Origin of the sequence: Streptomyces fildesensis (assembly GCF_016107395.1) — a bacterium.
Lineage (GTDB): Bacteria > Actinomycetota > Actinomycetes > Streptomycetales > Streptomycetaceae > Actinacidiphila > Actinacidiphila fildesensis.
The window spans coordinates 1-11,639 of record NZ_JAAIKO010000085.1; the positions used below are offsets into that span (position 1 = coordinate 1).

Here is an 11,639-nt window from a genome sequence, read left to right on the forward strand (position 1 = left end):
TGCGCAGCACTAGATGATCAAATGTCTTGAAATAGAGAGATTCAGTGATGTCTGGCTGTAATTGCCCGCACCGAGAGGGTCGCCGCTGGGCCGATGGAGCACGCTCCGCTACCGGCAAGCGGTTGTCGGCTGGACTCTGGCCGCTGCTCTGCAGGGGAGGACTGCCGGGAGATGCCGACCGATGCGTCGTCGTGCGGCCGCATCTGCGACCTGGGAAGAGAAACGTGCCCAGCGCCGAGGCCGGTCGGTCGAACGTGTGTAGGCTGTTCGCTTTTTGAGTCCTCGTCATAAGGCCGAAACTCATTCGGCCTGCTTGAGAGTGCGGAGGGGGTGGGAGCGTGGTCGGCTCTGGTGGGGCCGCCCGTGGCCTGCCGTAGGACAAGTAGCCATCGCCTGCCGCGTGGTGGTGGGCCCGCCCTACGAGGCTCTGATCCGGCTCTGGTTCTGCCCTGTGTGGGTGCGTCCCCTTATGTGTGAGGAGTTCATTGCATGAAGCTTCGTCGTTCAGTCGCTACGTCCCTGGCCGCTTCGTTCCTGGTGGTCAGCGGTGGGTTGTTGACCGCGCCGTCAGCCGCCGCCGCTCCCGTTCCCCCCGATGCCGCAGCCTGCGTGGGTCTGCTCCAGGACGCGGCCACCAAGGCCGCGGCCTTCGCGGCCGCCAACGTCACGGCGGCGGCCAGCATGGCCGCCGCCCTGGTCATCGCTGCCAACCCGGCCGCCGCCCAAGCCACGGCAGCGGAAGCCCTCAAGGCCCAGGAGACGGCAAACGCCGCAGCGGCGGAGGCCCTCAAGACCGCAGCCGCCGCAGCCGGCTGCGTAGTGCCAGCTCCTGTCCCGCCGCTCCCCACCCCCTGACGCTCCCCCCCAGGAGCACCACGCCGCCCATCAGGCGACGCTCCGTAGGAGACCGGCCTTGCGCGTGCGCTCGGATGCGCTGCGAGGTGGCTCTCGACGCTCATGCGTTCCCGCAGCCGGCAACGCATCGCCCCTCGCTGTGCCGCGGATGCCGGCCGGGGCACACCGCCGCCATGAGAGTCGGCTCGGTGAGCCGACTCTCATGGCGGGAAGCTGGGCGGTTTCGTCACGCCCCGGAGTGTGAGTGCACCAGGTGTCCTTGCGGCGCGATGTCGGGGGGCACCTGGGTGTGGCAGGTCACGGTGTGCCGTTGGCCCCGTTCGCGCAGGGGCTGCCGCCGCCGAAGGTTCCGCCGGTGCCGCCGGTGCCGCCGTGGAAGAGCAGGCCCCCGGTGGCGTTGCCGCCGGCGCCCCCGATACCGCAGGCGCCATCTGCGCTGGCACCGGACTTGGCGCCGCCGTTGCCTCCGTTGCCTCCGTTGCCGCCGGAGTTGAGGAGGCCTCCGGAGCTCAGGCCCCCGGCCCCGCCGATGCCTGCGGCGCCGCCCGGGTAAGCGCCGCCGGTGCTGCCGTTGCCGCCGTTTCCGGCCTTTCCGCCCTTGCCTCCGTTGCCGGAGCTGTTGATCCCGCCGGCGCCGCCGTTGCCGCCCGCGCCGCCGCCGTGGCCGATGCCACCGTTGCCGGCGTTACCGCCCGCACCACCTGTCGATCCCCCGGCGCCACCGATGCCACCGCGTCCACCTGCGCCGGCGTTGGCGCCGGAGTTACCGCCCGAACCACCCGTGCCGCCCGCACCACCCTTGGTGCCCGCGCCGCCTGCTCCACCCGCGCCGCCCGCGCCGTCGGGGCCGCCGGTGGCACCGGTGCCACCGTTGCCACCCGCCGCACCGTTGGGGCCGCCGTTGCCGCCGATGGCACCGGCTCCACCGGAGCCGCCGCCCAGGCCCGCCCCGCCGTTGCCGCCCGCACCACCGGCCCCGCCCTGGACACCGTTGCCGCCGGGACCGCCCGCGCCGCCCGCGCAGTCCCCGGTTCCGGTCGCGGGACCGCCCGCGGTGCCGGGATAGCCGGCGGGGTGGGCGGCGTTGCCGTTGGCGCCGGCGACACCCGCGGTGCCGGCGGTGCAGGCCAGCGCGGACGCTTCGGCGGGAGTGCCGAGGAAGAGCGCTGCGCCGGCGAAGAAGGTGGGGAGGGCAAGGAGAGCGGCGGTCTGTTTCCTGTTCACAGGGTTCCTCTAGGTCAGGGGGTGGAGCCGAGGCGCGACATCAGGCCGACACGGCACCGAGAAGGGAATAGATGTTCCCCAAATGGTTTTCCGTGCCGCATGCCGCCGGGGCAGTGCGCAAATTCCAGGCTCTTCCCATAAGACACGCATGACCAAATATTTGTAATGGTATGAGGAGTGCGATCTCCATCGATATTTGCCCGGTGGGGCAGCACTTCATCTGCGGTAGAAGAACTCCCCCGAATCACATGTTTTCCCTAGGCTCGTTGGTTTGACTGCCAAACGCCGATGAGCGGTTACGACGTCCCAAATTTTGAGACTTGCAGCACGCTGAACTGCGGTTTCCGTCAGGTTGCGGCAGCCGAAAGGCGATCCTGGCCACCCGGCGCCCGGCGCCCCATGAGCGCGCCGGCGCAGCGCCAGGGCAGGTAGAGCCGGGCCGCGCTGACACCCTGCGCCGACCGCTCACCTTTTCTTTGTTTGAGCCGAGATGGCCGAATACACGGCATCGCCAAACTGACAGCACCCAGGCCGGAATGTCACAGGACAGAACGGCTAGAACCCTCCGGCTCGACGCCGAACCGAGGGCGCTGGAGGCCTACGAACGGGCCGTCATCAGCGTCAAACTGACCGAAATCCGGTAGCTGATCATCGGAACGGTCGCCGCCCCGCCGCCAGGTGCGGGTGATCTACGCACCGGAGTCAGCACCGGAACCAGTCGAGTGGACGATCCCAGCGAAGTAGACCGAGCACACCGACGCACCGACGAGGACCTCGGAGGATGGAGGCTGCGAGCGGGGCGGCGGGATGCCGGGGGGAAGGCCGGCACCGCGCCCGTGACTACAGGCCCAGGTGGGGCACCGCGGTAACCAGATCGGCCCACTCACGGTCGTGCTGACCCGGAATCGACCGCCCGCTCTGCCGCCACCGGGCAGCCAGCTCCGCATAGATCGGCGGTTCGTCCACGCGCAGGACCGTTTCCCCGCCGTCGCCGGTTGTCCTGCGCCGCCGACCGGTCGGGATCACGGGCCCCTGCATGACTGTCACTCCCAGCCAACGACCGCGCGCCCGAACAGCAACCCTCTCCGGCCGCCCACCACCCCACTGGGGGCCCACGACGTCACGACGTTCACGCGCGTCACCGCAGCAGTCCCACCAGCCCCGAGCCGCCGGAAGTCAGATCATCGTGGAGCCGGCTGCGAAGCAAGAGCAGAGCGGCGTGGTCGGCGACCTGGGCAAGGTCATCAAGCAGGGCCCGCAGCCGAGGGTGGCCTTCGGCCCGGACAGCCTCGACAATGTCGTCGATGATCTCGCGGACAACGGCGGGAACATGCTCAGGATCAGTGCGCATACCTCGGCCTATCAGACAGCACAACAGGTGCGGGATCGCCTGATGGGGTGACGCATCCCCCCTCCGGCCCAGGCCCGCCGACCATCCCCGCGTTCTTGCGCACCCGCCTGTACCAGCCGGAATCGCCGGCCTGGCGGGAGGGCTACCACGGTGCGGCATGACCTGTGGGTGATCCTCACGCAAGCCGGCCACGCGGTGCAGGCTGATCGCGCGCGTGGCGACGTCCCCGTGCGGCGGCCCGAACAGCGCACGTGAGCACGAGTGCGGCCACCGGCCAGGCGGGGCGCGGGACACTGTGCACACGGCGGCGCCAACCGGGCACCAGGACCGGGCCGGGCTGCACCAGGTCGGCCCACACCTGCTTACCGACGCCCCGCCAGGTCACACCCCAGCCCCCGGCCAGTTCCGCCACGATCCGCAGCCCATGACCACCGACCCTGCCGGCCTCGGCGGGCTGCTGAACCGGCACACGCAGAGACCCGTCACGCACCATGATCCGCAACCGGCCCGCGTCCAATTCCAGGGACAGGCCGATCCGACCGCCCACATGCCGCTGCGCATTGGTCACCAGTTCCGAGACCACCAACGCCACCGCCGCCGGATCCGGGCGCCAGGAGGGATCCCAGCCGAAGCTCTCCACCTGCTCCAGCGCCCAACGACGCGCCGCGCCGACATCGCCGGCCACCCTCAACGCCCGGTACCGCTCACCCATCACCGATCACTGCCTCAGCCGTTCCGTTCCTTCAGGGCCGATCCTCACCACACCAGGTCGGCGTAGCCGGCACGCGCCCTACACCGTGCCTGCCCACTCCTCCACATCCATAAATCGAACCAGAATCGAAAAATGCGGGCAGGGTAAAGCACCGCGGCGCCTCGGACACAGCCGTCGGCGGCCATCCAGCCCGCGTAGACCCACGCACCGGGTGCCACCTGACGCGCCGCCCATCCGCGGTCAGATCGCCGGGATTCCCCGGCCCGGTGTGTCGGCGTCCGCATCACCCGCGGCGCGCAGGGCCTCGTCGACGGTGTCGGCGAGGCCGAAGACCGGCAGGGCTCCGGTGAGTTCCAGGACATGCCGCACCGGTGTGCTGATCGCGGCCAGGACCAGTGCGGCACCGCCGCGCTCGGCTTCCCTGCGCAGTTTCAGGAAGCGGTTGAGGCCCTGGGAGTCGCAGAACGTCACCCCGGCGCACTCCAGGACCAGCCGCCGGCACCCGCCGGCCAACGCCCGGCTCCCCGCATCGCCCAGGAGCTGCTCGGTGCCGAAGTCCAGTGCGCCGGACACCGCCAGGACAACCACGCCCGGCCGGGCAGGGCCGATCGCCCGCACCTGAAACTGCTCCACCGTGACCACCCCAGATCCTTCTCTTCGTCGCCCCGCTTGCCAGGACCACGCCCACCTCAACGATCGGCGTGCACAAGGCGGATTCAATCGGTCGTCGCAACACCGGCTTGCGCTGATCGTAGATGATCGTTGAGGGCTTCCGCTGGTGTCTTCCAGCCGAGAGTCTTGCGGGGGCGGGAGTTGAGGACCGTGGCGATGGCGGCCAGTTCGTTGCCGCTCCATCGGGACAGGTCAGTGCCCTTGGGAAAATACTGGCGCAACAACCCGTTGGTGTTCTCGTTCGTGGCCCGCTGCCACGGGGCGTGCGGGTCCGCGAAGTAGACCGGCAGCCCGGTTCTCAACCGTGAGCTGGGCGTGAGCGGACAGCTCCTTGCCGCGGTCCCAGGTCAGTGAGCGGCGAAGCTGGTCGGGCATGGTGGCCATCGTGGTGGCCAGTGCATCCTTCATGGCCACGGCCCCGTAGCCGCCCAGCGCGGGGCCGTTCTTGGTCGGTGGGACGGTGCCGTAGCCCTCGGCCCGCGGCAGGTGAACGAGCAGTGTGTAGCGGGTTGTTCGTTCCACGACAGTTCCGATCGCCGATCGGTTCAGCCCGATGATCAGTCGGGTAGCGGGGACGCATTACTGCGTCCCCGCCCCCTCAGAACCGTGCAAGCAGCTTTCACCGCACACGGCTCAAGCAAGCCCCGAAGGCTCGCCGGCAGGTACAAATGCTGGGCTTGTCATCGCGGCGGCTTCATTCCGCCGTTGACAATGGGCGTGGAGGAGACGGAGTCGTTGACCGTCCGGTGTGCCCCCACCTGGGAACGCGATGTATTGCTTGGAGATCGCCTTCCGTATGACGACCCGCCACGCTTCCCATTCTTGTGGGCTTCGTGGCGGGTGGTCGGCGTGCAGCAAGAGCCCTCCGCAAATCGAGCAACGGCCGTGCTGTTCCCGTAGAAGGCGCACGGTCATAGCGTCAACTGGCAAAGGAGTTCCCTTGCGGCGCCGCTGAGCCCAATAGGATTCCAGGGCAGGGTCGTCCGGAGACGCCTTCCCCTTGACCAACTGGTGCCGGACTATCTTCGTCCAGGAGAACTTGAGCAGGTAGGCGCCGCTGTCGCGGTCACCGAAAACCCACCGGTCCATCCTGGCTTTGTTGAACCGGCCGAAGTACTTGGCGGATATCCAGTGCTTCGGCTTGTTCGGGTGGCTGTGCTTGGCCCACTTGTAAGCGAGCTTCCACATGTGATTGTCCAGCGCCGTGAAGATCTCACTGGACACCACCGTCCGGTAGTAGGCCGACCAACCCCGAACGACCGGGTTGATCTTCTTAAGTACCGCACCGGCGTTGGCCCCTCGCAAAGCCACCATTTCGGTGCTGAGCCGTTCCTGGATCCGTCGTTGAGCCGCTGTGCTCGGCTTGATCAGCAACTTGCCGTGATAGCGGCGGACATTGAACCCCAGGAAGTCGAATCCGCTCTCCGCGTGGACGATGCGTGTCTTGTCCTCGTGAAAAGCGAGCCCCCTGGGCGTCAGCCATGCAACCAGCCGCTCTTTGACCTGCTCGGCCTGTTCACGACTGGTGCACATCGCGACAAAATCATCTGCATATCGCACCAGCACGGGGCTGCCGCTTTGCGCACTCCCTGCATCTCTGCCGGTGGTGTAATAGCGGACCCCTGCGGCTTCCTCCATCCCGTGCAGAGCCACGTTGAAAAGCAACGGACTGATCACCCCACCCTGCGGAGTTCCCTCCTCGGTCGGGCGAACCGACCGCGATCCACGACCCCGGCCTTCAGCCACTGCCGGACCAGTCCCCGGGCGGGGAAGGTACCGAGTGCGGCCATGAGCCGGGCGTGGTCGATGCGGTCGAACGCCGCCGTCAGGTCTGCGTCGAGCACCCACGCACGCTGCGGGTTCTTCCCGTTGAGCGTGGAGTAGATGGCCCCGATCGCGTCGTGACAGCCGCGGCCGGGCCGGAAGCCGTACGACTTCGGCTCGAACCGCGCTTCCCACTCGGGTTCCAGTGCTCCCAATGCCACAGCTTGCAGGCACCGGTCAACAATCACGGGAATCCCGAGTCCGCGTTTCTTCGTGGTCCCCGGTTTGGGGATGAACACCCGCTTGACGGGCTTGGGAATCCACGGTCGGGCGCGATGCTGGACCTAGTCAGCCAACGCGGCCTTGGACTGGGACAACAGCACGACCTTTCCGTCGACTCCCGCCGTCGCGCGTCCAGCATTGATCTCCGTGACCCGCCGCACGCTCAGGAGCGTGTTTGAGCGGGAACGGAGCATCAGCTTCTGTAAATTGCGGACCTTCTTGCGATCCCCTGCCTGCGATGCCGTGAAGATTCTCTGCCGCAGACGCCGTACGTCTTCCTCGACCCGACGCCAGTCAATCGACGCCCAGTCCAAGTCTTCGCCCTCGGGTTCGTTCACCGGCGCGGAAGCAGCCGGAAGGGCCGAGGCCGGTCCGTCCGCCATCAACATGGTGTCCAACTTGCCCCTCGGTTCCGTCATCTTTATCCAGTGATTCTGTACAGGCTCACTCGGCCCACGTCAGCACCCTTTCGGGTCCGGGCAGTGCACCCGTATCCGGACGGTTATGTGAGGCGGCCGGCGGAGGGGCCGATCATGATGTATCACTTTCCCGTTTCCTTTCGGCTTCCGGCGTTGGCTTGTTGGGCCGTCCTGTTCCCGCTGGGGAGTTGAGCCTTCCTTGCGGTCGGCTGACCGGGCCAGAGCCGCCCGGACCCCAACGGGGTTTCCACGTTCCACACGAATGAGATACGACCGGGGTGGGTTCTCCCTTTACCCCGAGGCGGCGGTGTCCACCTGACCGGAGTGACCTCTACCGGCCAGCGCCTGCCGCTTCTCAACGGCTAGCCATACACCCCACTCACGCATTCCATCGGCGGGGGTTGGGATCACGAGACATCATCGGGAGTTCATATACTTCACCCGTCCGGTCTTCCCCTTGCCGGTAACTCCCGGATAGAACGGGAATCCTTGGGCTTTCCCCTGAGCTTCGCACCACGCCGTTACCGGCATCGCACGTCAAGGGCGGGGACGGGTCATACGGACACGGACCCGTGACTGCACCTACGGTTTCATCAACCGCCTCTCCAGTCGGTCAGTCCACTCAAATTCGTGCAACTTCGTGTCGCACAATCGCCTTCCCAATGTCCGGGGACCGCGCGGTCCGCGGCCTCGGCGGGGCGTTCGCTGAGGACGACCTCCGCGGTGACATGCCCCTGCGGCTTGTTCTGCGACCGTGCACGGGGAGTCCGCAGCGCCCGGCCAGTGCGCAGACATGCGACCAGTTCCCGCTTGAGCGCGCCACGGCCCTCGATGAACAGCGCCTGGTAGATCGCTTCGTGGCTTATGCGCATGGACTCATCATCGGGGAAGTCGGCATGAAGTCGGTGCGAGATCTGTTCCGGGCTCCACGCCGTTGCCCATCGCCTGTCCTGCCGATGCGGCTTGTTCAACCCCTTCCACCCAGGCGTCTCAGGCCCGGCGACGATCATGCCGTCGGCGCGGCGGACGCTGCCGGCGAGCCGCTCCTGCACGTACTCGCGCAACCTGTCGTTCTGTGCGAGCTTCGCGGTCTTCGGGCGCTTCGCGGCCTGCTGCGCTTTCCACTGCGCCACCAGGGCCCGGTAGACCGACTTGCCGCTGCGGGTCGCCGCGTTGCGGCGCAGCTCGCGTGAGATCGTGCCTGCGTCGCGGCCGATCCTGCGAGCGATCTCCCGCACGCAGAGGTCCTGGGCGCGCAGCAGCGGATCTCCTCACGCTCAGCGAACGACAGATAGCGGCCAGTGGGCTCATCCAGGCTGATCGGCGGCATCCCGCCAGCGTGACGGAACTACCGGGTTGCGACCGGCCATGAAACGCCAATAGCCACCGCGGCCTCTGCCGTCGTCACTCCCGACGCGATCCGCTGCCAGAAGTGGCGCTGCACTGCACGAGACGGCTCCGGCCGACCCGGCGAACGCATCGAAGGTCGCATCGCCCGATCCGCTGCCCACTGCCGTCGCGCTCCCGCAGGCGCCTCCGGCGCCTTCTGCTTCTGGTGCCGTCCCATCGCATACCTCCGTGGTCAAGGTGTTGCGACGACCGGTTGAATCCGCCTTGAACGCCGCGGTCGGAATGATGGATGAGTCCGGCCAGGTCAGCACCGGTGTGACGGCGTCTCCATATACCCATCTCCAGTGCGTCCAGGGCAAGCTCGGTGTAAAGGTTGGTGGCGACCTGCCAGCCGACGACCATGCGGGAGAAGACGTCGATGACGAAGGCGGCGTAGACCCAGCCGGAGAAGGTGCGGATGTAGGTGATGTCCGCGACCCACAGCTGGTTCGGGGCAGTGGCGGTGAACTGCCGCTCGACCAGGTCGGCGGGGCGGCTGGTCTCGGGGGCGGGACGGGTGGTGCGCGGGCTCTTGGCCCGGATCACCCCGCGCAGTCCGGCCCGGCGCATCAGGCGTTCGACCGTGCAACGGGCCACCGCGAACCCCTCCCGAACGAGTACAGCATGCACCTTGCGGGCTCCGTAGACGGCGTAGTTGTCGGTGTGGATGCGGCGTATCTCCTCGGTGAGGTGCTCGTCGCGCCGGCTGCGTGCCGACGGAGGCCTGCCCAGGGCGGCGTAGTAGGTGCTCGGCGCGATCGGCGCGTCCGTCTCGGCGAGGACGTCGCAGATCGGCTGGACGCCGAACTGGTTCTTGTGATGGTCGATGTAGGCGACCTTCATCGCAGTGGACGGTCCAGCTCCGCGGCGAAGAATGCCGAGGCGGACTTCAAGATCGCGTTCGCCCGCCGCAGTTCCTTCACCTCCCGTTCCAGTTCTGCGATCCGGGCGGCCTCGGCGCTGGTGGTCCCGGACACGATGCCCTCGTCAGTCTCGGACCGCTTGACCCACCCCCGCAGGGCTTCGGGGTGCACGTCGAGCTGGTCGGCGATGCGCTTGATAGCGCCCGCCCTGCCGACCGGGTCCTTGCGGGCCTCGACCGCCAGACGCGTCGCACGTTCACTCAGTTCGTCGGGGTACTTACGGGGAGCAGCCATGATCGGATCCTTTCGGGTCTTCGATGTCTCCATCAAACCCGGGGCGATTCAGTCACTCCATCGAGGAACAGACCCAGTCCCGTTGAGCTTCTGGGGCCTGGGCGGTCGTGCGGGCGGCGCCGCTCCGGTGGGTCGAGGGCTGCTTTGGATCACGTTGAGGTTCATACGGTCTCCGTAAGGGGTGAGATCGCGCAGATTTCCGAGCGCGGAGGCGATTTATCGGGCTCTCCGGCGGTCATGGTGTGGGGAGATCTGCTTCAGCCGAAGCGGGACGGGTTGGGTGCGGTACGCCATTGAGTGGGCGGCTGGCCCCGTACTGGGCTGCCTGGATTTCATACAAGGCCCGATAGTGCCCACCGGGCAGCGCCATGAGGTCTGCGTGCGTGCCCTGTTCGATCAGCCGGCCGTGATCCAGGACGTAGATCAAGTCCGCGGTGGCTGTCGCGGCGAGGCGGTGCGTGATCAGCAGCACGGTGGTGCCGTCGTCGGTCAGGGAGCGCAGCGCCTGGAACGCCTCGACCTCGGCCTTCGGGTCGAGCGCGGAGGTGGGTTCGTCCACAATCAACAGCGGGGCGCGGCGGTAGCGGGCTCGGGCGAAGCCGTCTGGAAACAACCTCACCGTTCCGTATGAACATTCGATTCCTCCAGGGACTCGACGAAACGGAGCACTTCTTCCGCGCTGTGAAACCGCTGTGCCCTGTGGACAGGGGTGGGGTTGTATCCGTCCTCTTTGAGAAGAGGACGGAGTTCCACAAGTGCGTTGCCGACGGTGCGAGGACTCACCTTGAAGAGGGCGGCGATCGTCGGGCGCGTGGCAACCTGACGCATGCCGAGAATCGCGGCAAGGACTCGGCCCTCGTCGGTGATCTTTCGGTAGACGACGGCCCCGGGGTCCTTCTTCAGCTCACCGCCTCGCCGCTTGTGTCGGATTTCTTGAAGACGGGCTTGATACCGAGTTGCCAGGCGGGCGGTGATGACATTGAGTTCGTCACGGCTCATTCCGGTGATGGCCGGATGCCGCAGTGCTGCTTCAGGGTCGGCTTCCTGAAGGGAGCCCGCAGAGGTGACGAATTCTCGGACCGCCTGTGCGCTGGAAAGCCTGAGATCGATGGCGCGCACTTTGTGGTCGTGTTCTGCGAAGAGGGCCCGGGTCTCGCGGGTAGCGTGCTGGAGGGCGCTCCGACTCACCCCGAGCAGGTCGCCAAGTACAGGCATTGGGCAGACTTCACGGAGGTAGACGAGGCTGGCCACGACGCGAGCCTCAGGCGTCATTACCGTCATTCCGCCAGCGCCTTTTGCGCGGCGTCGCTTCCCACCTCGTCGGTCGTAGTTCCGTTGTTCGGCCTTGGCCTCCTGGGCTGGTGCGAGAACCTCGACAAAGCGGATCAGTTCTTCTCGGCACATCCCGGTCAGCACCGGGTGAGAGAGCATCTCCAGCATTTCCGACTGGATGACTCTGGGGATTCCTCCGCCCGCGCACTCAGTGCGGCGTCCCTGTGGCTGGATGGTGTAGTTCCAGGCGCCGCAAGTGTCGTGCGGATGGATCGGCAAGGACTCCAGATATTCCTTGCTCACGGTGACCCCGATCGGGTAGGTGCGCGTGTCGAGTTCGGCCTTGACTCGCAGGCCGGAGCGGGTGCGTGTGGATTCGATGGTCTTGACAACGACTTCGTGGCTAGTCAGCGGGCGTCCGCGCCAGTTCATCGTGATGTGGGAGAAGAGACGGTGCTCGACCTTATTCCACTTCGAAGTTCCGGGCCAATGCCGTTGCTTGATTAGTGAACTATCCCGGGATGCAGAGTGATGACCTTGGG

General features: G+C 67.1%; 12 protein-coding genes and 2 pseudogenes. 2 read left to right on the forward strand and 12 right to left on the reverse strand.

Annotation, left to right across the window (positions count from 1 at the left end; genetic code table 11):
• The first annotated feature begins 489 nt into the window (after positions 1–489).
• Entirely contained in the window at positions 490–855 is a 366-nt protein-coding gene (locus C6N31_RS41400) for a hypothetical protein (RefSeq protein ID WP_164294156.1), read from the forward strand.
• 297 nt (positions 856–1,152) lie between these two features.
• Here the strand turns inward: C6N31_RS41400 and C6N31_RS41405 are convergent, their stop codons facing one another.
• Positions 1,153–2,079: a hypothetical protein gene (locus C6N31_RS41405; RefSeq protein ID WP_198359549.1), complete on the reverse strand. Its 927-nt coding sequence runs from the start codon at positions 2,077–2,079 to the stop codon at positions 1,153–1,155.
• A 1,219-nt stretch (positions 2,080–3,298) separates the two neighbouring features.
• Between C6N31_RS41405 and C6N31_RS41410 the strand changes: the two genes are divergently transcribed.
• Positions 3,299–3,481, forward strand: coding sequence for a hypothetical protein (locus C6N31_RS41410; RefSeq protein ID WP_138359329.1), 183 nt, complete (start codon positions 3,299–3,301; stop codon positions 3,479–3,481).
• 124 nt (positions 3,482–3,605) lie between these two features.
• Here the strand turns inward: C6N31_RS41410 and C6N31_RS41415 are convergent, their stop codons facing one another.
• The 11 genes and pseudogenes from C6N31_RS41415 to C6N31_RS47100 all read right to left on the reverse strand — a co-directional run.
• Positions 3,606–4,115, reverse strand: coding sequence for an ATP-binding protein (locus C6N31_RS41415; protein ID WP_138359331.1), 510 nt, complete (start codon positions 4,113–4,115; stop codon positions 3,606–3,608).
• 267 nt (positions 4,116–4,382) lie between these two features.
• On the reverse strand, positions 4,383–4,775 hold the full coding sequence (locus tag C6N31_RS41420; RefSeq protein ID WP_187144771.1) for an STAS domain-containing protein: 393 nt from the start codon (positions 4,773–4,775) through the stop codon (positions 4,383–4,385).
• A gap of 83 nt (positions 4,776–4,858) precedes the next feature.
• Positions 4,859–5,375: pseudogene (locus tag C6N31_RS41425) on the reverse strand (IS30 family transposase); the annotation flags it as partial.
• A 72-nt stretch (positions 5,376–5,447) separates the two neighbouring features.
• Positions 5,448–6,491: a group II intron maturase-specific domain-containing protein gene (locus C6N31_RS45790; protein WP_138359335.1), complete on the reverse strand. Its 1,044-nt coding sequence runs from the start codon at positions 6,489–6,491 to the stop codon at positions 5,448–5,450.
• The gene (locus C6N31_RS47175) at positions 6,488–6,877 is read right to left on the reverse strand and encodes a reverse transcriptase domain-containing protein (RefSeq protein ID WP_498063729.1); all 390 of its coding nucleotides are present in this window, start codon (positions 6,875–6,877) and stop codon (positions 6,488–6,490) included. The genes C6N31_RS45790 and C6N31_RS47175 overlap by 4 nt, the downstream gene beginning before the upstream one ends.
• 45 nt (positions 6,878–6,922) lie before the next feature.
• Entirely contained in the window at positions 6,923–7,249 is a 327-nt protein-coding gene (locus C6N31_RS45800; RefSeq protein WP_306665079.1) for a reverse transcriptase N-terminal domain-containing protein, read from the reverse strand.
• A 680-nt stretch (positions 7,250–7,929) separates the two neighbouring features.
• A pseudogene (locus tag C6N31_RS41435) lies at positions 7,930–8,771 on the reverse strand (transposase); the annotation flags it as partial.
• Positions 8,684–9,511, reverse strand: coding sequence for an IS3 family transposase (locus tag C6N31_RS41440; protein WP_198359550.1), 828 nt, complete (start codon positions 9,509–9,511; stop codon positions 8,684–8,686). The pseudogene C6N31_RS41435 and the gene C6N31_RS41440, both read right to left, overlap by 88 nt.
• Positions 9,508–9,825 carry a transposase gene (locus tag C6N31_RS41445; protein WP_198359551.1) on the reverse strand — a complete coding sequence of 106 codons (318 nt, stop codon included), beginning with the start codon at positions 9,823–9,825 and terminating at the stop codon, positions 9,508–9,510. The genes C6N31_RS41440 and C6N31_RS41445 overlap by 4 nt, the downstream gene beginning before the upstream one ends.
• A gap of 235 nt (positions 9,826–10,060) precedes the next feature.
• Positions 10,061–10,384, reverse strand: coding sequence for an ABC transporter ATP-binding protein (locus C6N31_RS41450; protein ID WP_232486302.1), 324 nt, complete (start codon positions 10,382–10,384; stop codon positions 10,061–10,063).
• Between the two features lie 56 nt (positions 10,385–10,440).
• A partial coding sequence (locus tag C6N31_RS47100) for an ISAzo13-like element transposase-related protein (protein WP_438817452.1) occupies positions 10,441–11,639 on the reverse strand: 1,199 nt, incomplete at its 5' end.

What these genes read in the sequence shown, in the direction of transcription:
- C6N31_RS41445 (WP_198359551.1), bottom strand. Translation starts at nt 9,825, where the DNA reads ATGGCTGCTCCCCGTAAGTACCCCGACGAACTGAGTGAACGTGCGACG.
- C6N31_RS45800 (WP_306665079.1), bottom strand. Translation starts at nt 7,249, where the DNA reads ATGTTGATGGCGGACGGACCGGCCTCGGCCCTTCCGGCTGCTTCCGCG.
- C6N31_RS41400 (WP_164294156.1), top strand. Translation starts at nt 490, where the DNA reads ATGAAGCTTCGTCGTTCAGTCGCTACGTCCCTGGCCGCTTCGTTCCTG.
- C6N31_RS41440 (WP_198359550.1), bottom strand. Translation starts at nt 9,511, where the DNA reads ATGAAGGTCGCCTACATCGACCATCACAAGAACCAGTTCGGCGTCCAG.